Origin of the sequence: Pacificibacter marinus, from assembly GCF_018860505.1 — a bacterium.
In the GTDB taxonomy this organism is placed as follows: domain Bacteria; phylum Pseudomonadota; class Alphaproteobacteria; order Rhodobacterales; family Rhodobacteraceae; genus Celeribacter; species Celeribacter marinus_B.
The window spans coordinates 395,727-414,494 of the sequence record NZ_JAHKPU010000019.1 but is presented as its reverse complement, the minus strand read 5'-3'; the positions used below and the strand labels follow the sequence as shown (position 1 = coordinate 414,494).

Below are 18,768 nucleotides of genomic sequence, written 5' to 3'. Positions count from 1 at the left end.
GATTTCTTTACAGGTGATCGGCCAATGGTGCCTTGAGTTCTGGCAACTTACCAATAGGATGGCGCAGACATTTTTGACTGAACTTAAGGACGCATCCATGCGCTACAGCACACTTGGCAAGACCGATATCAACGTCTCTGAAATCTGTTTGGGGTCTATGACATGGGGCACGCAAAACACATTGGCTGAGGGGCACGCGCAGATCGATCACGCCTTGGATGCGGGCATAAATTTCATGGATACCGCAGAAATGTATCCGGTGAACCCGCTGAAGGTTGAGACTGCAGGAGGGACTGAAAGCATAATCGGCGATTATTTTGCGCGTTCTGGCAAGCGCAAAGACTGGGTGCTGGCGACCAAGATCACAGGCCCTGGTTTTTTCGGACCTGAAGAGATCACACCCACATCGCTTGAAAGCCATTTGGAGGCCTCGCTCAAGCGGTTGCAGACGGATTACGTTGATCTGTACCAATTGCACTGGCCCAATCGCGGCTCTTATCATTTCCGCCAGCACTGGACCTTTGATCCATCACAGCAGCCGCCCAAAGAACAGATCTTGGACAACTTGCGTGCCGTGACCGAGAAAATGTCAGAACTGCAAAAGGCGGGCAAAGTGCGCGCTTTTGGCGCGTCGAACGAATCTGCATGGGGCATGGCCAATTGGCTGCGTGTGGCCGAAGAAACCGGCGGACCACGTATGGAAACCATTCAAAACGAATATTCTTTGCTGTGCCGTATGTATGACAACGATCTTGGCGAGTTGGCTGTGCATGAGACCGTCACGCTGCTGGCCTATTCGTGTTTGGGTTGCGGTCTTTTGACCGGCAAGTACAATGGCGGGACCACCGTGGCTGAGGGCACGCGTTTGGCGATTAATGGCAATCTTGGCGGGCGTGTCTCTGCGCAAACATGGGCCGCGACGCAGGCCTATGTCGATGTGGCGGCCAAGCATGGTCTTGATCCAACGGCGATGGCGATTGCTTGGACATTGACGCGGCCTTTCAAAGTGATGCCCATCATCGGCGGCACCTCTGTTGAGCAGTTGAAAAAATCGATAGACGGCGCGACGCTTGAACTGTCTGACGATGTGTTGGACGACATCACCGCGGCGTATCGCGCCCATGCGTTGCCGTTTTGATGGGCGTGTTTGCCCGTCTTAAAATGGTGGCGTTGTCCGCCATTGTGGCGCTCGCCGCATGTGTGCCATCAGACGACACCTCGCAAACACAAGATTACGGTTTGGCAGGCTACAATCCGGCTGCCGCGGCCCAAGCCGAGCAAAACTGCTTGGCCAGAGGTGGGCAATATGCGGTGGGCGGGCTTGCAGGCTTGAAAGTGTGTTTCGAAAGGCCGCAAGACGCGGGAAAATCATGCCGTAAGTCAACAGATTGCGAAAGTCAGTGCTTGTCGCGCAGCAAGTCTTGCGCGCCTGTAACTCCCTTGTTTGGTTGCAACTCTATTTTGGACAGCTCAGGCCGCGAGGTGACGTTATGCGTGGATTGATCATGCGCGCTGCGTGTACGGCGACGCTTGCTTTTGCGATGTCAGGCTGTTTGCAAGGTACGCCAAGTCAAACGCAGGGCACGCGCGACCAATCGGTTGCGATGTCGTCGATTGCAAATTTTGATTCCGCCAAATTTTCTGGGCGCTGGTATGAGGTTGAGGCTTATGTACCCGAGGGCGCCTCTTGCGTGCTGGGGGCTGTGACGTTCAGTCAGCAATCAAGCGGCGATATGATTCTTACCGAGGGGCCTTGTGCCGATGGTGATTTGCGGCGCGGCGTGGCCAAACGTGTGGGGCCGGGGCGCTTTGAATTCGCAGACGACGCATTATGGGTGCTCTGGGTCGATCAGACCTATGATGTGGCCGTGATTGCAACGCCGACTGGCAAGGCACATGTGCTCAGTCGCAGCCTTGATATTCCGTCTGACAAACGCAAAGCGGCGCGGGATATTTTGACATGGAACGGTTTTGACGTGACGCGCTTGCGCCCTGCGCGGCGGCGTTAAATCAAGAGAATACACATTGAAGGGCCTCTAAAAAACCGCAGCCGTCACAAAATGTGATGAAATCTATTTGAATTTGTCGGGCCGCTGGGATCATTTTTGACTCGGCGGTCCAAGTTTTTAAACGTATAGGCTGGGTATGACACAGATACACAACCAACCCGCTCTAGATCAAAGCACGTTTCCACAACGCAGTTACGGCACGCATGTGCGTTCTGTATTGACGCTTGGCTTGCCGCTTGCTGGCAGTCAGTTGGCGCAATTTGCGGTGCATATGACAGACGTCATCATGATGGGCTGGTACGGGCTGGATGAATTGGCGGCCCTTGTGTTGGCGTCGGGATATTGGTTTGTGACGTTTATTTTGCTTTGCGGTTTTGCTTTTGCCGTCATGCCAATCGTGGCCAAGGCTTTGGGGTCGCAAAATACCACTTTGGTGCGCCGTGCCACGCGTATGGCGATGTGGTTGTCGGTGATTTTCGCAGTGCTGGTCTATCCGATCTTTTTGTTCTCAGAAGCGGCATTGATCGCGCTGGGCCAAGAGCCGCATATCGCAGCCTTGGCACAGCCCTATTTGATGATCACAGGGTTTGAAATGGCTCCGGCGTTGATCGTGCAAGTGTTTCGGTCCTATTTCTCAGCGCTTGAACGGACGCGGGTTGTTTTAATGGCTGTCATGGCGGCTGTTGTGGTGAATTTTGGCCTGAATTACCTGTTTATTTTTGGCAACTTTGGTTTTCCTGAAATGGGCATGTTGGGCGCGGGATTGGCGTCTTTCATTGTCAGCACATTGATGATGATCGGCTTGGTCATTTATGCCCAGATTGCCACGCCTGAAAATGAATTGTTTCGCAATTTGTTCAAACCTGATTGGGACATCTTCAGCACTGTCTTTAAAATGGGGTTGCCAATTGGTCTGACATCTTTGGCCGAAGTGAGCTTGTTCAATGTCGCAGCCATTATGATGGGCTGGATTGGAACGGCGACCTTGGCGGCGCACGGGATTGCGCTGCAATTGTCAGCCATCGCCTTTATGATGCAGCTCGGATTGGCGCAGGCTGCAACCATTCGTGCAGGCAATGCTTTTGGTCGCGGCGATGAAGCTGATTTGCGCCGTGGTGCATTGGTCGTGACGTGCATGTCCTTCGTCATGGCAACTGTGACCTGTCTTGTCTATCTGACCTTTGGGGAAGCTTTAGTCGGGTTGTTTATTGCGCCGGATGAGCCCGCGCGCGCAGAAGTGCTGCGCATTGGAGTGGTTCTTTTGGTGTTCTCCGCGCTGTTTCAATTTTCAGACGGCGGGCAAGTTATCGCCTTGTCATTGTTGCGCGGCCTGCAAGACACTGCTGTGCCAATGTGGCAAGCGACGTTTTCCTATTGGGCCATCGGTTTGCCCGTGGCCTATCTGTTCGGATTTGTGATCAATTGGGGCGCGAGCGGCGTTTGGGTCGGTCTTTTGGTGGGTCTCAGTGTCGCTTGGGTGCTGATGGGGATACGGTTTTGGCGCTATAAATCTCGGATATCTTCGTCCTCTTAGGTGGTATCCTAAGGGTGATCAGTCGTCTGTTTTAAGGATGCGATCCGCTTTTTTGCGCACCAAAACAGTGCGCAGATCATGCATCGCCAACAACAGCGCATCGGTGACGTTTTCAAGCTGATCCGGCGTGGCACGCGATTGTGCCCAATGCGTTGTCAGGTTTAGGTAATCAACGGCACGGTGAATATCATCGATGTCACGCTGTGCCAGTAAGGCCACGCGATCAGCCATCCAATTGTCGATCGCCAACATATCTTGCTCAGATAGATCACGTCCTCCATGGGGTTTCACATCGCCGTTTTTGATGTTCACAACAGCGATTTGATCCATCTCTATGCGGCGCTGACGATTTTCTGTGTCCACACGGTAGACAAAAGCGCCATTCTCGCGCACTCGAAAATAGTAGTTGGGCAGTTCTGCACTCATGCCAAATCTCAATCGTTACTTGGGGGTCACCCAGTGTGTTTTGCGAATGTTTCGCTTTGGGACATGCTAACAGCCCCAAAGCGGCACGGCCATAGAAAGCCTAGCTTAAGGTGGCGCAGAAGGTTTGAATGCGCGTGCAGGCTTCCAAAAGCGCCTCATCCGAGGTCGCGTAGGACACGCGAAAATTGGGGCTAAGCCCAAAGGCCGCGCCAAAGACCACAGCAACGCCGGTTTCTTCTAGCAGCGCTGTCGCGAAGACTTCGTCATTGGTGATCACGGTGCCGGCTTTCGATGTCTTGCCGATGCAGCCCGCGATGTCAGGATAGACATAAAACGCGCCCTCAGGTGTCGGGCAGGTGATGCCATCGATATCGTTGAGCATCGACACGACCAAATTTCGGCGGCGCACGAAGGTTTCATTATTCACAGCCAAGTAATCTTGCGGGCCGTTCAAGGCCTCGACGGCGGCATATTGTGAAATAGAGCAGGGGTTCGATGTGGATTGGGATTGCACCTTGCGCATCGCATTGATCAATTCCACGGGCCCCGCTGCATAGCCGATCCGCCAGCCTGTCATCGCATAGGCTTTGGACACGCCATTGACGGTGAGCGTGCGGTCGTAAAGCTGGGGTTCAACCTGCGCAGGTGTACAAAATTCGAATCCGTCAAAGGCGAGGTGCTCATACATGTCATCTGTCATCACCCAAACATGGGGATGGCGCAGCAAGACATCTGTCAGCACTTTCAGCTCGTCGTGGCTGTAGCCCGCACCTGTGGGATTCGAGGGTGAATTGAAAATCAGCCATTTTGTTTTTGGCGTAATGGCCGCTTCCAACTGGTCTGCCGTGATCTTAAAGTTGTTCGCCAATGTGCCTTCAACGGCCACCGGCGTGCCGCCTGCCAGCAAAACCATATCGGGATAGGACACCCAATAGGGCGCTGGGATGATCACTTCGTCGCCAGGGTTACAGGTCGCCATCAACGCGTTGTACAGCACCTGTTTGCCACCAGAAGAGACAGACACTTGCTTGGGTTCATAGTCTAACCCATTGTCTCGCTTGAGTTTCGCACAGATCGCTTGTTTCAACTCAATAATACCATCGACGGCTGTATATTTGGTTTTGCCTGTTTCAATCGCACGCACAGCGGCGGCTTTGATGTTCTCAGGTGTGTCAAAGTCTGGCTCGCCTGCGCCCAATCCGATCACGTCCAATCCGGCCGCTTTCAACTCCTGCGCCTTTGTCGTGACCGCTATGGTCGGGGAAGGTTTGACGCGGGCGAGTGTTTCGGAGAGAAATGACATAGCAGTACCTTTTCGGATTGAATTTCGCAGCATTGATAGACCTGCAATCCCGCCGCGCCAAGACGTCCCTTGCACATCTGGGGGGCAAAGTGCAAAAACTGTGCAAAATGGAGACCGACATGTCAGCACCAGCGCCCACTGAGACTCACGAACACCGCCTGAAACGCCTGAAAATTCGTGCTTGGCGTCGTGGCATCAAAGAAATGGATCTTTTGATCGGTGGCTATGCTGATGCACATTTGGCGTTGATGACGCCGCAGGAACTCGATGATTTTGAAATGCTGATGTCAGAGCATGATCAAGATTTACTGGCTTGGGCCACCGGTCAACACGCCGTCCCTGCTGAACTGAAGCCGACGCTGGACTTACTCTTGGCTTTCGCTGATAAAACAGGCGTTGCACATGGTGGGTGACGCCGCCCAATACGATAAATAAGTGTATGAATTTGTTCACGAACATTGATTTTGATTAACCATATTACGGTAAACTCGTTTTTGTTTAAAAAAAGCGACGACGTTTAACCGAATTTTGGGAAATTGCAGTCAAATTGAACGCCTACAAGCCTAAGGCGGAGTGACGAATGAGTATGCATTCAACGATTTCAAAATCGAACGAAACTTTTATGGGGCAATATCTAGAAGCCCTCTCTTTGGTGGAACGATTGCACCGACTTTTACTTGACGTGATCAAGGATGAATTCGAACGTGTGGGCGTTCTCGAAATAAATGCCGTACAGGCACTTCTTTTGTTCAATGTGGGCGAAAATGAAGTGACGGCAGGCGAACTGAAATCCCGCGGATACTATCAGGGATCGAATGTCAGTTATAACCTGAAAAAACTGGTCGATATGGGCTATATGCACCACCAGCGCTGCGAAATTGATCGCCGCTCTGTACGCGTAAAGCTGACAGAAAAGGGCCGTCATGTGTCCGATACTGTCACAGATCTTTTCGAGCGCCATGCTCAAGGTCTTGAAAAAAGAGCCGTTTTGACGCCAGCGGACATCGATGAGATCAATATATCCCTACGCCGTGTTGAACGGTATTGGACCGATCAAATCCGTTATATCTACTAAACGATGTGATTTTGGACAGAATGTCCATTCCGTCGCACATCTCTTAAATCGTCTCATTCATATGTAAGCGCCCCGCCGATAAGAGCGAGAGCGCCATTTTTTTGTGAAATTTAGGCGTCTGTAACGTCAGATGCCATCCTTAAATGCCTACCAGTGGCCGGTGTTTTGCATCGAGGCCCAAGGCTCTGCTGGGGCAAGGGCTTCACCTTCTTGCAGCAATTCGATCGAAATATTGTCGGGCGAGCGCACAAATGCCATGTGCCCATCACGTGGCGGGCGACTGATCGTCACGCCATTGTCCATAAGTGTTTGGCAAAGCTCATAGATGTTTTTGACCTCATAGGCCAAGTGGCCAAAGTTCCGCCCGTCAGCGGGCAAGGCATCATCGCCATCCCAGTTGTGGGTCAACTCAACGGGGCAACCTTCGTCGCCTTCAGCCGCCATGAATATAAGCGAGAATCGTCCAGCTTCGTGGTCGGAGCGTTTGATCTCTTTGAGGCCCAAAAGTTCGAAAAACGCCATGGATTTTTCCAAATCCTTCACGCGTACCATCGTGTGTAGATATTTCATAACTGACTTCCTTTGTGTCTTTGCCAGACCTTAGCGCAGCGGCAAACAGAATCTAAGTGGAAACATCGAACAGCCCCTTTGCACATCGCGCGATTGTCCCTACAACTGTCGGGCAACGCCAAATAGGGGGCAACAGGTGCAGCAGTATCACGATCAATTAAGAACCATTTTGGAAAAAGGCGAGCGGACGACCGATCGCACAGGCACAGGCACGATCTCATACTTCGGATTGCAGGCCCGCTATTCCATGGCTGATGGATTCCCCTTGGTGACCACCAAGAAATTGCATCTGCGGTCCATTATGCATGAACTTTTATGGTTCTTGGCTGGCGATACGAACATCAAATACCTCAAAGACAACGGCGTTTCAATCTGGGATGAATGGGCGGATGAGCGCGGCGATCTTGGTCCGGTTTACGGCCATCAATGGCGTCGATTTCCAGCGCTTGAGAAAACCAACGAGACTTTGAACGGCGAACCTTTGTTTATTGCTAACTCAGTCGATCAAATTCAAAACCTGTTGGATGTGATCAAGACATCGCCTGACAGCCGCCGCTTGATGGTGTCCGCATGGAACCCCGCTGATGTGCCGAACATGGCTTTGCCGCCCTGTCATACGCTTTGGCAGGTTAAAATTTTAGGCGGCAAACTGCATCTACAACTCTACCAACGCTCTGCCGATATGTTCCTTGGCGTGCCGTTCAACATCGCGTCTTATTCGATGTTGCTGCTGATGCTCGCGCAAGTCACAGGCTATGAACCCGGTGATTTTGTCCATTCTATCGGCGATGCGCATATTTATTCGAACCATCTGGAACAGGTCGATCTACAGCTGTCGCGTAAGCCCAAAGCCCTGCCTCAAATGCGATTGAACCCCGATGTGAAATCCTTGTTTGATTTCAAGTATGAGGATTTCGAGGTGCTCAATTACGATCCCGACCCGATGATCAAAGCGCCCGTCGCCGTTTAAAGGATACTTGACATGATTACATTGATCGTCGCCCGCGACCGCAAGGGGGCTATCGGTAAGGATAATGAAATTCCGTGGTATGCGCCTGAAGACCTTGGATTTTTCAAGCGTGAAACCATGGGCGGCGCTTGCATCATGGGCCGCAACACATGGGACAGCTTGCCGTTCAAACCGCTCAAAAACAGACTGAACTTGGTGGTCTCCAGTCAAGGTGTCGATCATGAACATGTGTTCCCAACGCTTGATGACGCGATCTCATTTGCCGAACAAAGCATCTATGCGCGGATTTACGGCATGGGTGGGTTTGGTATTTATGACGCGATGCTGCCGATGGCAGATCGGCTTTTGATCACCGAAGTCGATTTGGACGTTGACGGAGCTGAGACGTTTTTCCCTGAGTTTGACCCCGCCGAATGGGTGGAAATCGGTCGCTGCATCCATCGGGCAGCAGATCCCAAATGCGAATTGGTCGAATTGGTTCGCAAACGATAGAGTGTTGACGGTTTCCGAACAATCCAGTCATTTGTCAGTAAAGGTTTCCTAATTCGGGCCAATAGGGGGGATTTCGTGGCAGACGAAAATTGACCCACCACATCTCGTAGGATAGCCTAGAAAGAGGTTAAGTTGAATTCGGTTTTGGTTGGAGTAAAGAAATGATGTTGAAATCTACTTTGGTTGCCCTTGCATTGGCCTCTGTGTCGGCCCCCGCATTTGCAGGTGAAACCCAACCCTATAGTCCAAATGTCACGTTATTTGGCTATGAAAAAAATGTTGAGAACTTCTGTCCGTCAGGTACGCAACCGATCCGTTACAATGGCGTTGTCTGCTGTGGCGTACCAACTGCGACGGGATATTCTGACGCGCCTGCTGTGCACCGTACAGTGCGACGGTCCGCGCCATATTACACGCCGTCACAAATCCCGATGGGCAAAAGCCCAAATTCCTTCGACGGGACGTGATCCAAAAGGCGATGTGACGCGTACTCTTTATAACAGGAGGCGCTATGCAGATCATCATTCTCTACATTTCAACGGTCATTGTGTTCTTGGGCATTGATGTTGTTTTTTTGAAAACTGTTATGCGCCCGATTTTTGAATCGCGTTTGGATGACTGGTTGCTGCAAGACTTTAGAATAGGCCCCGCGGCCGTGTTCTATTTTGCCTATATCGGTGGGCTATTGTTTTTTGTGTCTTGGCCCGCTCTCGAAAATGGATCGATTTTCACTGTCTTTGCCAAAGCAGCACTGCTTGGCATGATGGCTTATGGCACTTACGAGTTTACCAATTATGCGACCCTCACGCGATGGGACCCTACGATGGTCGCTGTCGATGTGATTTGGGGGGGCGTTCTCACGGGGACATCCGCCGTCATAGGCGTGATGATCACGCGCGCTGTGACATAAAAACAGCGCGCGGACCGGTTCACTCAGGTGCAGTTTCATCGAGAATGAAACGTGCCATGGCGTTTCCTAGAGCCGCATGATCATCTTCGTTGAAATGAATGCCGTCTGTCTGTGATGTCTCGATAACCGATCCTGCATCAAAAAAGGTGACATCTCGCGCGTGTGCAAGGTCACGCAATCCGTTTGTCACCAGTTGGGCTTTTGCATTCGCGCCTGTAAACTCTTCTGCCAACAGACCGCGTTCGGCTGGGGCAGGGGGCGCTATCAAAATGGGTTCAAAACCACCATGACGCGCTTGCATTTCATCGGACAGACACACATCCAACAAGAATGAGGCCCCTGCGACGATATCCTCAGGGGCGGCATCAAAATGTGCCTTTTGATCGTTCGTGCCAAGCATAATGGTGATGGCATCAACCGGTCCGTGGCTTTCAAGCGCCATGAACAGGCCGATGCGGCCATCCATATGCGGGCCCATCATCGGACAGGGAAACTGAAACGTCCGTCCGGGAAGGCCCTCTTCAACAAGATCCCAGCCCAGCGTTTCGGCCATAACCACAGGCCAGCGGCGCGTATACCGCGGTTCTTGGTTGTCAAAATCCACAATCGGCGCGAGACCGTATGTGTTGCTGTCTCCAAAGCACAAAATGGTGGGCATGGGGCCTCCTTGGCGCATAATAAAACGGCCCCCTTCATGCGATGGGAGCCGTCAAAATTCAAGCTGTTGTTTTGCGACTAAATCGCGCGCAATTCGCCTGCAGACTGTCGGCCGTCGCGGCCTTCGATCAACTCATAGCCGATCTTTTGATTGTCAGCGAGCCCAGTCAAACCTGCGCGTTCCACAGCAGAAATATGGACAAAGACGTCACTGCCGCCTCCATCTGGCGCAATGAAACCAAAGCCTTTTGTCGTGTTAAACCATTTAACCGTGCCTGTTGGCATGTGTTGTTTCCTCTCACTAGTTTTGCCGCAACGTGCGGCCTCCGGTGCAGCTAAGTCTTCAAGGGGGGTAGCTGCTCGGGGTGCGAGCGGATCGTCCAGAAGGTAGCAGTCACACAATAATTCTGCCTCAAGTCTATATAAACGCAAGCCACAAGTTTGTAACGATCGCCCAAAAAAACGAAAAAGATGTTATTTTGGGCTGCCTTATGGTCTCTATTCGCGTAAATCTTAGCGAAAGAGTTCATTTTGACGTCAGTTCGGGGAATACAGATGGCAATCGTTTACGGCATTAAAACATGTGACACGTGCCGCAAGGCGCTCAAATCGCTTCAGGCAACGCTGCATGATGTTAGGGTCGAGCCGCTCTCAGTCGTGCAATTGCAGCGGTTCCAAGCTGAATTTGGTGAGGCATTGGTCAATAAGAAATCTACGACGTGGCGCGGGCTTGATGACGTTGAGCGCGCCCGTGATCCCATCGAGCTGCTCACCGATCACCCAACACTGATGAAGCGTCCGGTGATCGATTTAGATGGCAAATTGTACTTAGGTTGGGGCAAAGATGTCCAAGTGGCTTGTGGGATCTAGCTTGGTTTAGACAGACGTTTCTTGAGCAGGCTATCGACAGATAGAGGTCCAGCGCCAAGCCCGATCAAGGTGAGCAGCCCCAGCATCCAATAGGCGCGTTGATCTAGGATCAATGCATCAGAGGCGCGGTCAAACCACATCCCGATTGTGGCGGGGTCGGCGTGGTGGCCAATGATATCTGTAAGACTTTGTACAACGATAAATCCAGCCATGGCAAAAGCTGCAGGGCGCGTGGCTAGGCCTATGATCAACAAGGCAGGTAAGACGAATTCTGCATAGGTGCCAGCCATGATGATCACCCAGTGAAACGCGCCAAATCCGGATGTGTCATAGCCTGCTGCTTCGAGTTGACGTGGAAAAATTTGTGCATATGCGCCCAAGGCCGGCGTGAAAACACCATCAAGTTTGGTTATGGCCGAGGCCCAAAAATACCGTGCCAAAACAGCGGCAAATATGACGCGTGCCAACAGCGGCAAGTTGGCAGCAGTGAAGGCGTTGAGGCGGCTCAGGGCTGTTTCAAAGCGTTCAAACATTGTCGTACTCCAATTTTGTAATGGCGCCGCCTGAAATCAGGGTGCCGATAAAGGCGGGCAGATCAAGTCCTTCTGGACCAGCTTCGATGGCCTCGCCAAAGGGTAATTTCGCGTGCAATGCATCGATGATTGTCGCTGTTCCGCTTGGGAATGCGGTCGCAATCGGGTCTAAATCTGGCCGGGTGATCAGGATATCCTCTGCTCCCCCCGTCGGCTGCGGCCCACCCAAGGCGGCGGTGCGAATCTGAGTGACGGGGTAATCAGAACGCAAGGCACTGACACTCGGCGCAAAGGACAGTGTTGCAGAAAAAATGTTTGCATTTGCAAAAGCTTGGGGATCGACAGGCGTGGCATCCGCACAGTGATAGGCATGCCTTAAAGCGTATTCCAGACCTGCGACATCTTTAAGATAAGGTAGCGAGGCCGCAGGTTCGAATTCTGCAATGAATTCAGGAAAACTTGCGCCATACAGGGCCAGAATGGGTGATTTTGGCGGATTTTGGCGAATATAAATGTCGCTCATGGCAGTAAAAAATGCCTCACCAACCAAAGAGGCCACCGCAGGGAACCCATCATTCATCGCCTCTTTCAGGCTGACGATGATATTGTTGCGATAGACCGAAAACCGTTTTGGGGCAGGCAAGCCATCGGGGCCGACGATGCCGTGCGGCGTTTCAAGATCAGGATTCATCGCGGCTTGGATAAAGGCGGATTGGCTGACGTTGGGCATCATGCTGGCACCGGCGAAAGATGTGCCACTGCGCGCTTGGCCTCATCCACCAAAACCGACCAGTCAGGGACGTCGGTGTCCCATTCGATCAAAGTGGGTTTGACGCCGCCTTTTTTAATTGTATGGGCGAAGAGCGCCCAAACGGGATCAGCCACTTCGCGTCCGTGACTGTCTATCAAGAGTGGCGCGCCGTGATCATCTTCGTCCTCATCATGACCGCCTAAATGAATTTCACCAACTTTATCAAGTGGAAAGGCGTCGATATAAGCGCGCGCATCCATCTGCAAATTGGTGGCAGAGACAAAGACATTGTTCACATCCAGCAACAAACCACAGCCCGTGCGTTTGGTGACTTCGCGCAAAAAGGCAATTTCGTCCATGCTGCTTTCAGCAAAGGCCAAATAGCTGGATGGGTTTTCAAGCAACATTTGCCGCCCCAAGTTGTCTTGGACCTCATCGATGTGATCGCCGACCGTTTTCAATGTTGTCTCGGTATAGGGCAGGGGCAAAAGGTCGTTGTAAAACCCCATGTCATGGGTCGACCATGCCAAATGTTCAGAGAACGAGGCAGGTTCGAGCCAAGTGTTTAGGTGTTTGAGACGTGCAAGATGGTCTGGATCAAGGCGTCCTTCGGAACCGATCGACAGGCCTACACCATGCACAGAAATTGGGAATTTGTCAGACAATGCCCGCAGTTGCGCCAAGGGACGTCCACCAGCCCCCATGTAGTTTTCGGCATGGATTTCCAGCCAAGTCACTGGGGCGGGGTCATTTAAAATATCAGAAAAATGCTGGGGTTTGTAACCGACGCCAACGCCTTTTGGCAAAGAATTTATGCTACGCGTCATGATGTTTCCCCTTTTAGAGTGTGATCGCCGCGCACAAACGCGGCGATCGGAATTTTGAGCTTAAGACGCCATGTCGCGATCAAGGGCTTCCATGGAACCGTGGCGCATCATGCCGTCAGCGTCTGCTGGAAGTTCGATTGTTGCACAAGTACCAGCCGGAACCAAAGACCAAGCGTTGCCTTGGTAGTCAACTTTAGAAGTCCCTGCACATGTTGTGCCTGGGCCAGCTGCACAGTCATTTTCGCCAGCGAGAGAAACACCGTAACATTTTTCAGTTTCTTGAGCAGACACAGTTGTTGCATGAGCAGAAAGAGCAGCAGCAAGAGCGCCAGCAAGAGCGAGTGATTTTGTGTGTTTGGACATTGATAGTCTCCCTAAGTGATATGCGTTTGCGCCGTATTTGGCGGTGTAGACACTTTGGCGCAAATGCCCCTTTCATACCATTCACAGGCCTGTGTCCCACGCGTGTGTCAGGTGTTGTAACAAACGAAAACGTGAGTTGCGTGTGATCTAGACATAAAAAAGGCGGCCAAATCCTGACCGCCTTCTTTTATTTTCAATAGGTTACGATTTACTGAAGGTCTGGCGCAAGGGCTTCGATTTTCAGTTTCGCCACCAATTCATCCAGTGGCGAGACCGAGGTTTGTTTCTCACCAAGGCGTCTGACTGAAACAGTGCGTTCTTCGACCTCACGCGCGCCAACGGCCAATATTACAGGAACTTTGCTCAAAGAGTGCTCACGAACCTTGTAGTTGATCTTCTCATTGCGGGTGTCTGCCTCTGCACGCACACCAGCGGCACGCAGTTGCGCGACAACCTCATGCACATAGTCGTCGGCGTCAGAAATGATCGTCGCAACCACCACCTGACGGGGGGCCAACCAGAATGGCAGCTTGCCTGCATGAGATTCGATCAAGATGCCGATGAAGCGCTCGAATGATCCCAAAACGGCGCGGTGCAACATGATCGGGCGATGTTTGTTCCCGTCGGCGCCGATATATGATGCGTCAAGGCGTTCAGGCAGGTTCGGATCGATTTGCAGCGTGCCACACTGCCAGTCGCGACCAATTGCATCGGTCAATACGAACTCAAGCTTTGGTCCATAGAAAGCGCCTTCGCCCTCTTGAATTTCATACTCATATCCTGCGGCTTTGATCCCGTTGGCCAAGGCTTCCTCGGCCGCATCCCAGCTTTCCTCAGTGCCAACACGCTTTTCAGGGCGCGTGGACAGTTTCACCTTCCACTGATCAAACCCAAGATCTGCGTAAACTTTCGCAAGAAAAATCACGAATTTCTTGGTTTCTTCTTCGACTTGTTCTTCTGTGCAGAAAATATGCGCGTCATCTTGGGTGAACCCGCGCACACGCATGATCCCATGCAAAGCGCCTGAAGGTTCGTAGCGGTTACACGATCCGAACTCGGCCATACGCAAAGGCAGGTCGCGATAAGATTTCATGCCTTGGTTGTAGACCTGCACGTGGCAGGGGCAGTTCATCGGTTTGAGTGCGTTAATTGTTTTCTCGCGGGCATGATCTTCGTCGACTTCAACGATGAACATATTTTCTTGGTAATTGTCCCAGTGGCCGGATTTTTCCCACAGCACGCGGTTCACCACTTGCGGGGTGTTCACCTCGACATAGCCGTCTGCGTCTTGCATGCGGCGCATATAATCTTGCAATTGTGTGTAAATTTTCCAGCCATTCGGGTGCCAGAAGATTTGGCCAGGGGCCTCTTCTTGCATGTGGAACAGATCCATTTCGCGGCCCAGTTTGCGGTGGTCGCGTTTGGCTGCCTCTTCCAGCATAGTCATGTGGGCTTTTAGGTCGTTGCGGTTTTTGAACGCGACGCCGTAGATGCGCTGCAACATCGGGCGCGTGCTGTCACCCAGCCAGTAAGCTCCAGCAACATGGGTCAATTTGAACCCATCCGCAGGCACTTGACCGGTGTTTTGCAAATGCGGGCCACGGCACAAATCTTGCCAGTCGCCGTGCCAGTACATGCGTAGGTCTTCGCCCTCGGGGATTTTGTTGATCAGCTCGACTTTAAAGGGCTCATTTGCGTCCTCATAGAATTTGATCGCACGGGCGCGGTCCCAAGTTTCGGTTTTCACCGCATCACGCGCGTTGATGATCTTTTTCATCTCGGCTTCAATCGTGCCAAGATCTTCGGGGGTGAAGGACTCTTTGCGGTCGAAATCGTAGAACCAGCCGTGGTCGCGCACAGGACCGATGGTGACTTTAACATCTGGCCAAATATTTTGCACGGCGCGGGCCATGATGTGTGCTAAATCGTGGCGGATCAGCTCAAGCGCTTGATCGTCGTCTTGCAGGGTGTGGATCGCGATATCAGCGTCGGCATGGATCGGCCATTGCAGGTCGAAATGCGCGCCGTTCACAGTGGCAGAGATCGCCTTTTTCCCCAAAGAGGTCGCGATGCTTGTCGCCACTTCGCCAGGCGTAATGCCTGCGTCATATTCGCGAACAGAGCCATCGGGGAGGGTAAGTTTGATTGTGACTGGGGCCATCTGGGCGTTCCTCGTCGTTTTGGCGCCTACTAAGCGCCCGGTTGCGGGTTTTATGTGCGCGCTTTTTCGCTTTGTGTCGCGACATTGTCAACGCGGATAAATTTGATGGGGGGCATAAGCGGTATTGATGTGGCAAAACCGCTTGAAGCATCAGATGCAAACACGCAGGATATAGACCGGTTGAGACGGCACTCATGCGCGGTTCATGGACGCATTTAACACATGGCCAGACGAACACATGGGCAAACCCGTCAGAGCAAATCCTGATCACGATCAGCCGAAGGTTGATGCAAAGTGTGGTCTGGGCACATGGTTGGGCTTTCCCAATTCGGTCGCAGACTATTATAGGTCAGTCAAACAACAGATATGAGGCGTTATGACAGAGTATTTGAACACAGATTCGGGGCGGCGCATCGCTTATAATCGAAGCGCAGGCACTGGTACTGGCATTGTTTTCCTTGGCGGATTTATGTCTGACATGGAGGGTACAAAAGCTGTCAGGCTTGAAGCCTGGGCCAAAGCACAGGGGCGCCCGTTTCTACGCTTTGATTATTCAGGGCATGGTCAAAGCGAGGGGGTGTTTACGGATGGCTCTATTGGCGAATGGGCCGAAGATGCGAAAGCTGCGATTGAGGCGTTGACAGATGGGCCGCAAGTCTTGGTCGGGTCGTCTATGGGCGGTTGGATTGCCTTGCTGTTGACGCAAAACATGCCACAAAAGATCGCGGGATTGGTGGGTATCGCCGCAGCCCCCGATTTCACCGAAGACAGTATGTGGGCGGGATTCACGCCTGCGCAAAAGGCCGAGCTGAGTGACAACGGTGTGGTGCTTTTGCCCTCGGGCTATGGCGAACCCTATCCGATCACAGCCAAATTGATTGAAGATGGGCGGCAAAACCTAGTGCTACGCACGCCTTTACGGTTGCCGTTTCCGGTGCGCTTTTTGCAAGGGACGCATGACAGTTCGGTGAAACGTTCTGTTGCTCTTCGTCTGTTGGATCACGCAGATGGCGATGACGTGCGCCTACAATTTGTCAAAGGCGCGGATCATAGCTTTTCGACGCCGGACTGTATGGACATCATCGAAACGGCCATTTTAGAGGTGTTGTCGCGTTTGTGACTGCAATTCTGCGCGGATATCGGCTTTCATGTCAGGTGAGTGCTTGACGCTGGGGCGTTCCTTCGCAATCTGAGGGCGCGAGTTGTTGTTTGTAAAACGGGGCGAGAAATGAACGAAGCTGTGGTGTTGCTGCCTGGGTTTATGTCTGACGGACGTGTGTTCGTTGATCAGGTTGCCGATTTAAGCGGCGCACATGCCGTGCAGGTGGCGCCTTTGCTTGGCAACAGTCTTGAGGAAATGGCCGAGTCTGTCTTGGCCACCGCCCCGCCGACGTTTGCAATTGCGGGCCACGATCTTGGGGCAACTGTCGCCACAGAAATTTTGCGCCGTGCGCCAAAGCGCGTGACACGGCTTGCATTGATTTGTGCCTCGGCCCAAGGGGAAACTCCAAGCGCGGCCGCTGCGCGTGAGCCGCGCATCGTGCGCGCAAAAGCGGGACGTTTGGGCGAAGTTTTGATGGAGGAGATGCCAAGTACGACCTTGGCAGACACGGAGTATCGCAATGCTATTCGAGATCATTGGATCGATATGGCGCTGGAGATAGGTGCTGAAACTTATTTGTGTCAATCAAAGATCATCCAACGCCGTCCCGATATGCAAAACGTGCTGCGCCGTGCGCGGTTGCCTTGCATGGTGATCGGGGGGGCTGCCAATACGCTTGTGCCGCCACGCCGTCAGCAATTCATGGCCGAATTGATGGCGCGTGCTGAGTATGTGCAAATAGAAGGGGCAGGGCATTTGCCGATGCTTGAGGCACCGCGCGCGATGTCTCGGGCGCTTCAATCTTGGCTTAAAATCGAAGCGCCGCTGGTTTTACGTTAAACCTAGCTCGCCTTTTTGGCAGAGGCCTTGGCCTTTGCTTTAGGGGCCGTTTGCGTGCCAGCCACAACGCGCGGTCCTGAGTTCTGGTCAATAAAGTCCAAAACCAATGGCCGGATGTTGTTGCGCCAGCTTCGGCCTGCAAATATCCCGTAATGACCTGCACCTGGTTCTAGGTGAAAGGCTTTTTTGCTGTCTGGTAGGCCTGTACACAGGTCCAACGCCGCGACACATTGGCCAGGGGCAGAGATGTCGTCGTTCTCGCCTTCGACAGTTTTGACCGCCACGTCGGTGATTTTGCCGATGTCGATTTTTTTGCCATCGACAACAAATTCATTCTTGGCGATTTCAAGCCCTTTGAAAATGCGGTCCACCGTTGAGAGGTAAAACTCAGCCGTCATATCCATCACAGACAAGTATTCGTCGTAGAATTTGTTGTGCTTGTCGTGATCGCTGGCTTCGCCTTTGGCGACGCGGCTGATTTGATCAGTAAAGGCTTTGGCGTGGGTCTCAGCGTTCATGGAAATGAACGATGAGAGTTGCAAAAGGCCAGGGTAGACCTTGCGCCCGACGCCTTTGTATTTGAACCCAACGCGCTGAATCATGCTTTGTTCAAGCTGGCCCATGGTGACACGGTTGCCAAAGTCTGTCACATCCGTTGGGGTGGCATCTGGGTCGATTGGCCCACCGATCAATGTCAGCGTGCGTGGTTGCGCGGCGGGATCTTCTTCGGCCAGATAGGCTGTTGCCGCCAAGGTCAATGGGGCGGGTTGGCACACGGCAATCACATGGGTTTGTGGTCCCATATATTTCATGAACTCAACGAGATAGAGTGTGTAATCTTCGATGTCGAACTTGCCTTCGGACACTGGAATATCACGGGCATTGTGCCAATCAGTGATGTAGACTTCGCAATCGGGCAGCAAAGACACAACGGTGGAGCGCAACAAGGTGGCGTAATGGCCTGACATGGGGGCCACGATTAGCACCTTGCGCGGCATTTCATCACGACCTTGCACGTTGAAATGGATCAAATCGCCAAAGGGTTTGGTCATCTCGATATTGATATCAACGATGTGATCGCGTCCGTCTGTGCCAACAACGCTGGCGATGCCCCAATCGGGTTTGGTCGCCATGCGCGCGAAAGATCGTTCTGTCACTTCGCCCCAAGCTGCCATCATTTGCAATGCAGGGTTCACCGTCATTGAGGCCGCAGGGTAAGAGCCGAGCGCCTGTGCAGTCGCCCCGAACCACTGATTGGTGGTGCGTAGGGTTTCCATTAAGTCATAGCTTGCCATGAATCGCATCTGGTCTCCGTTCTGCCGAAGTTTCGGCCTTGCTGAGCTTCCCTATTGGAAAAGTCGCACTATCGTGATCT

24 protein-coding genes are annotated in these 18,768 nt (G+C 52.5%); 13 read left to right on the top strand and 11 right to left on the bottom strand.

Annotated elements, in window-relative coordinates; translation table 11 throughout:
* Window positions 1-97 precede the first annotated feature (97 nt).
* From KO503_RS07215 to KO503_RS07200, 4 genes are all read left to right on the top strand, one after another.
* A complete protein-coding gene (locus KO503_RS07215; RefSeq protein WP_215990859.1) occupies window positions 98-1,138 on the top strand; it encodes an aldo/keto reductase in 1,041 nt (346 codons plus the stop codon).
* Window positions 1,138-1,503, top strand: a complete 366-nt coding sequence (locus tag KO503_RS07210; protein ID WP_215990858.1) for a hypothetical protein — start codon at window positions 1,138-1,140, stop codon at window positions 1,501-1,503. Before KO503_RS07215 ends, KO503_RS07210 begins: the two co-directional genes overlap by 1 nt.
* Window positions 1,491-2,009: a lipocalin family protein gene (locus tag KO503_RS07205; RefSeq protein ID WP_215990857.1), complete on the top strand. Its 519-nt coding sequence runs from the start codon at window positions 1,491-1,493 to the stop codon at window positions 2,007-2,009. Before KO503_RS07210 ends, KO503_RS07205 begins: the two co-directional genes overlap by 13 nt.
* 136 nt (window positions 2,010-2,145) lie before the next feature.
* Window positions 2,146-3,543, top strand: a complete 1,398-nt coding sequence (locus KO503_RS07200) for an MATE family efflux transporter (protein WP_215990856.1) — start codon at window positions 2,146-2,148, stop codon at window positions 3,541-3,543.
* An 18-nt stretch (window positions 3,544-3,561) separates the two neighbouring features.
* Here the strand turns inward: KO503_RS07200 and KO503_RS07195 are convergent, their stop codons facing one another.
* Together KO503_RS07195 and KO503_RS07190 are read right to left on the bottom strand one after the other, a co-directional pair.
* Window positions 3,562-3,969 carry a hypothetical protein gene (locus tag KO503_RS07195; RefSeq protein ID WP_215990855.1) on the bottom strand — a complete coding sequence of 136 codons (408 nt, stop codon included), beginning with the start codon at window positions 3,967-3,969 and terminating at the stop codon, window positions 3,562-3,564.
* A 100-nt stretch (window positions 3,970-4,069) separates the two neighbouring features.
* Window positions 4,070-5,272, bottom strand: a complete 1,203-nt coding sequence (locus tag KO503_RS07190) for a pyridoxal phosphate-dependent aminotransferase (protein ID WP_215990854.1) — start codon at window positions 5,270-5,272, stop codon at window positions 4,070-4,072.
* Between the two features lie 119 nt (window positions 5,273-5,391).
* On the opposite strand from KO503_RS07190, the gene KO503_RS07185 reads away from it, so the two are divergent.
* The gene (locus KO503_RS07185) at window positions 5,392-5,685 is read left to right on the top strand and encodes a succinate dehydrogenase assembly factor 2 (protein ID WP_215990853.1); all 294 of its coding nucleotides are present in this window, start codon (window positions 5,392-5,394) and stop codon (window positions 5,683-5,685) included.
* A gap of 167 nt (window positions 5,686-5,852) precedes the next feature.
* Entirely contained in the window at window positions 5,853-6,347 is a 495-nt protein-coding gene (locus KO503_RS07180) for a MarR family winged helix-turn-helix transcriptional regulator (protein ID WP_215990852.1), read from the top strand.
* 147 nt (window positions 6,348-6,494) lie between these two features.
* Here the strand turns inward: KO503_RS07180 and KO503_RS07175 are convergent, their stop codons facing one another.
* Complete coding sequence (locus tag KO503_RS07175; RefSeq protein ID WP_215990851.1) at window positions 6,495-6,917, bottom strand: VOC family protein; 423 nt, start codon at window positions 6,915-6,917, stop codon at window positions 6,495-6,497.
* Window positions 6,918-7,053: 136 nt separating this feature from the next.
* On the opposite strand from KO503_RS07175, the gene KO503_RS07170 reads away from it, so the two are divergent.
* The 4 genes from KO503_RS07170 to KO503_RS07155 all read left to right on the top strand — a co-directional run bounded on the left by KO503_RS07170 (window position 7,054) and on the right by KO503_RS07155 (window position 9,289).
* Window positions 7,054-7,887, top strand: coding sequence for a thymidylate synthase (locus KO503_RS07170; protein WP_215990850.1), 834 nt, complete (start codon window positions 7,054-7,056; stop codon window positions 7,885-7,887).
* Between the two features lie 12 nt (window positions 7,888-7,899).
* Window positions 7,900-8,379, top strand: a complete 480-nt coding sequence (locus KO503_RS07165; protein ID WP_215990849.1) for a dihydrofolate reductase — start codon at window positions 7,900-7,902, stop codon at window positions 8,377-8,379.
* Window positions 8,380-8,540: 161 nt separating this feature from the next.
* Window positions 8,541-8,846 carry a hypothetical protein gene (locus KO503_RS07160; protein ID WP_215990848.1) on the top strand — a complete coding sequence of 102 codons (306 nt, stop codon included), beginning with the start codon at window positions 8,541-8,543 and terminating at the stop codon, window positions 8,844-8,846.
* Window positions 8,847-8,890: 44 nt separating this feature from the next.
* Complete coding sequence (locus tag KO503_RS07155) at window positions 8,891-9,289, top strand: DUF2177 family protein (protein WP_215990847.1); 399 nt, start codon at window positions 8,891-8,893, stop codon at window positions 9,287-9,289.
* Between the two features lie 19 nt (window positions 9,290-9,308).
* Here KO503_RS07155 and KO503_RS07150 read toward each other — a convergent pair whose 3' ends face one another.
* Both KO503_RS07150 and KO503_RS07145 read right to left on the bottom strand, forming a co-directional pair.
* Complete coding sequence (locus KO503_RS07150; protein ID WP_215990846.1) at window positions 9,309-9,947, bottom strand: GDSL-type esterase/lipase family protein; 639 nt, start codon at window positions 9,945-9,947, stop codon at window positions 9,309-9,311.
* A 77-nt stretch (window positions 9,948-10,024) separates the two neighbouring features.
* The gene (locus KO503_RS07145) at window positions 10,025-10,231 is read right to left on the bottom strand and encodes a cold-shock protein (protein ID WP_215944983.1); all 207 of its coding nucleotides are present in this window, start codon (window positions 10,229-10,231) and stop codon (window positions 10,025-10,027) included.
* A gap of 270 nt (window positions 10,232-10,501) precedes the next feature.
* On the opposite strand from KO503_RS07145, the gene KO503_RS07140 reads away from it, so the two are divergent.
* Window positions 10,502-10,816, top strand: a complete 315-nt coding sequence (locus KO503_RS07140; RefSeq protein WP_215990845.1) for an ArsC/Spx/MgsR family protein — start codon at window positions 10,502-10,504, stop codon at window positions 10,814-10,816.
* Here the strand turns inward: KO503_RS07140 and KO503_RS07135 are convergent.
* The 5 genes from KO503_RS07135 to thrS all read right to left on the bottom strand — a co-directional run bounded on the left by KO503_RS07135 (window position 10,813) and on the right by thrS (window position 15,451).
* A complete protein-coding gene (locus tag KO503_RS07135; protein ID WP_215990844.1) occupies window positions 10,813-11,349 on the bottom strand; it encodes a DoxX family protein in 537 nt (178 codons plus the stop codon). The genes KO503_RS07140 and KO503_RS07135 overlap by 4 nt on opposite strands.
* A complete protein-coding gene (locus KO503_RS07130; RefSeq protein WP_215990843.1) occupies window positions 11,342-12,082 on the bottom strand; it encodes an HvfC/BufC N-terminal domain-containing protein in 741 nt (246 codons plus the stop codon). The genes KO503_RS07135 and KO503_RS07130 overlap by 8 nt, the downstream gene beginning before the upstream one ends.
* Entirely contained in the window at window positions 12,079-12,927 is an 849-nt protein-coding gene (gene bufB / locus KO503_RS07125) for an MNIO family bufferin maturase (protein WP_215990842.1), read from the bottom strand. The genes KO503_RS07130 and bufB overlap by 4 nt, the downstream gene beginning before the upstream one ends.
* 60 nt (window positions 12,928-12,987) lie before the next feature.
* Complete coding sequence (locus KO503_RS07120) at window positions 12,988-13,290, bottom strand: BufA1 family periplasmic bufferin-type metallophore (RefSeq protein ID WP_215944987.1); 303 nt, start codon at window positions 13,288-13,290, stop codon at window positions 12,988-12,990.
* 208 nt (window positions 13,291-13,498) lie between these two features.
* Window positions 13,499-15,451 (bottom strand): threonine--tRNA ligase, encoded by a 1,953-nt coding sequence (gene thrS, locus KO503_RS07115; RefSeq protein WP_215990841.1) that lies wholly within the window; start codon window positions 15,449-15,451, stop codon window positions 13,499-13,501.
* A gap of 376 nt (window positions 15,452-15,827) precedes the next feature.
* On the opposite strand from thrS, the gene KO503_RS07110 reads away from it, so the two are divergent.
* Together KO503_RS07110 and KO503_RS07105 are read left to right on the top strand one after the other, a co-directional pair.
* Window positions 15,828-16,571: an alpha/beta hydrolase gene (locus KO503_RS07110; RefSeq protein ID WP_215990840.1), complete on the top strand. Its 744-nt coding sequence runs from the start codon at window positions 15,828-15,830 to the stop codon at window positions 16,569-16,571.
* A 108-nt stretch (window positions 16,572-16,679) separates the two neighbouring features.
* A complete protein-coding gene (locus tag KO503_RS07105) occupies window positions 16,680-17,393 on the top strand; it encodes an alpha/beta fold hydrolase (RefSeq protein ID WP_215990839.1) in 714 nt (237 codons plus the stop codon).
* 2 nt (window positions 17,394-17,395) lie between these two features.
* On the opposite strand, the gene phaZ is transcribed toward KO503_RS07105, so the two are convergent.
* A complete protein-coding gene (gene phaZ / locus KO503_RS07100) occupies window positions 17,396-18,697 on the bottom strand; it encodes a polyhydroxyalkanoate depolymerase (RefSeq protein ID WP_215990838.1) in 1,302 nt (433 codons plus the stop codon).
* Window positions 18,698-18,768 lie beyond the last annotated feature (71 nt).

Bases quoted from the DNA above. Each gene is read 5' to 3' on its own strand.
- thrS (WP_215990841.1), bottom strand. From the start codon at position 15,451: ATGGCCCCAGTCACAATCAAACTTACCCTCCCCGATGGCTCTGTTCGC.
- KO503_RS07215 (WP_215990859.1), top strand. From the start codon at position 98: ATGCGCTACAGCACACTTGGCAAGACCGATATCAACGTCTCTGAAATC.
- phaZ (WP_215990838.1), bottom strand. From the start codon at position 18,697: ATGCGATTCATGGCAAGCTATGACTTAATGGAAACCCTACGCACCACC.
- KO503_RS07145 (WP_215944983.1), bottom strand. From the start codon at position 10,231: ATGCCAACAGGCACGGTTAAATGGTTTAACACGACAAAAGGCTTTGGT.
- KO503_RS07160 (WP_215990848.1), top strand. From the start codon at position 8,541: ATGATGTTGAAATCTACTTTGGTTGCCCTTGCATTGGCCTCTGTGTCG.
- KO503_RS07165 (WP_215990849.1), top strand. From the start codon at position 7,900: ATGATTACATTGATCGTCGCCCGCGACCGCAAGGGGGCTATCGGTAAG.
- bufB (WP_215990842.1), bottom strand. From the start codon at position 12,927: ATGACGCGTAGCATAAATTCTTTGCCAAAAGGCGTTGGCGTCGGTTAC.
- KO503_RS07180 (WP_215990852.1), top strand. From the start codon at position 5,853: ATGAGTATGCATTCAACGATTTCAAAATCGAACGAAACTTTTATGGGG.
- KO503_RS07105 (WP_215990839.1), top strand. From the start codon at position 16,680: ATGAACGAAGCTGTGGTGTTGCTGCCTGGGTTTATGTCTGACGGACGT.
- KO503_RS07110 (WP_215990840.1), top strand. From the start codon at position 15,828: ATGACAGAGTATTTGAACACAGATTCGGGGCGGCGCATCGCTTATAAT.
- KO503_RS07195 (WP_215990855.1), bottom strand. From the start codon at position 3,969: ATGAGTGCAGAACTGCCCAACTACTATTTTCGAGTGCGCGAGAATGGC.
- KO503_RS07130 (WP_215990843.1), bottom strand. From the start codon at position 12,082: ATGATGCCCAACGTCAGCCAATCCGCCTTTATCCAAGCCGCGATGAAT.
- KO503_RS07190 (WP_215990854.1), bottom strand. From the start codon at position 5,272: ATGTCATTTCTCTCCGAAACACTCGCCCGCGTCAAACCTTCCCCGACC.
- KO503_RS07150 (WP_215990846.1), bottom strand. From the start codon at position 9,947: ATGCCCACCATTTTGTGCTTTGGAGACAGCAACACATACGGTCTCGCG.
- KO503_RS07210 (WP_215990858.1), top strand. From the start codon at position 1,138: ATGGGCGTGTTTGCCCGTCTTAAAATGGTGGCGTTGTCCGCCATTGTG.
- KO503_RS07140 (WP_215990845.1), top strand. From the start codon at position 10,502: ATGGCAATCGTTTACGGCATTAAAACATGTGACACGTGCCGCAAGGCG.
- KO503_RS07135 (WP_215990844.1), bottom strand. From the start codon at position 11,349: ATGTTTGAACGCTTTGAAACAGCCCTGAGCCGCCTCAACGCCTTCACT.
- KO503_RS07120 (WP_215944987.1), bottom strand. From the start codon at position 13,290: ATGTCCAAACACACAAAATCACTCGCTCTTGCTGGCGCTCTTGCTGCT.
- KO503_RS07205 (WP_215990857.1), top strand. From the start codon at position 1,491: ATGCGTGGATTGATCATGCGCGCTGCGTGTACGGCGACGCTTGCTTTT.
- KO503_RS07155 (WP_215990847.1), top strand. From the start codon at position 8,891: ATGCAGATCATCATTCTCTACATTTCAACGGTCATTGTGTTCTTGGGC.
- KO503_RS07175 (WP_215990851.1), bottom strand. From the start codon at position 6,917: ATGAAATATCTACACACGATGGTACGCGTGAAGGATTTGGAAAAATCC.
- KO503_RS07185 (WP_215990853.1), top strand. From the start codon at position 5,392: ATGTCAGCACCAGCGCCCACTGAGACTCACGAACACCGCCTGAAACGC.
- KO503_RS07200 (WP_215990856.1), top strand. From the start codon at position 2,146: ATGACACAGATACACAACCAACCCGCTCTAGATCAAAGCACGTTTCCA.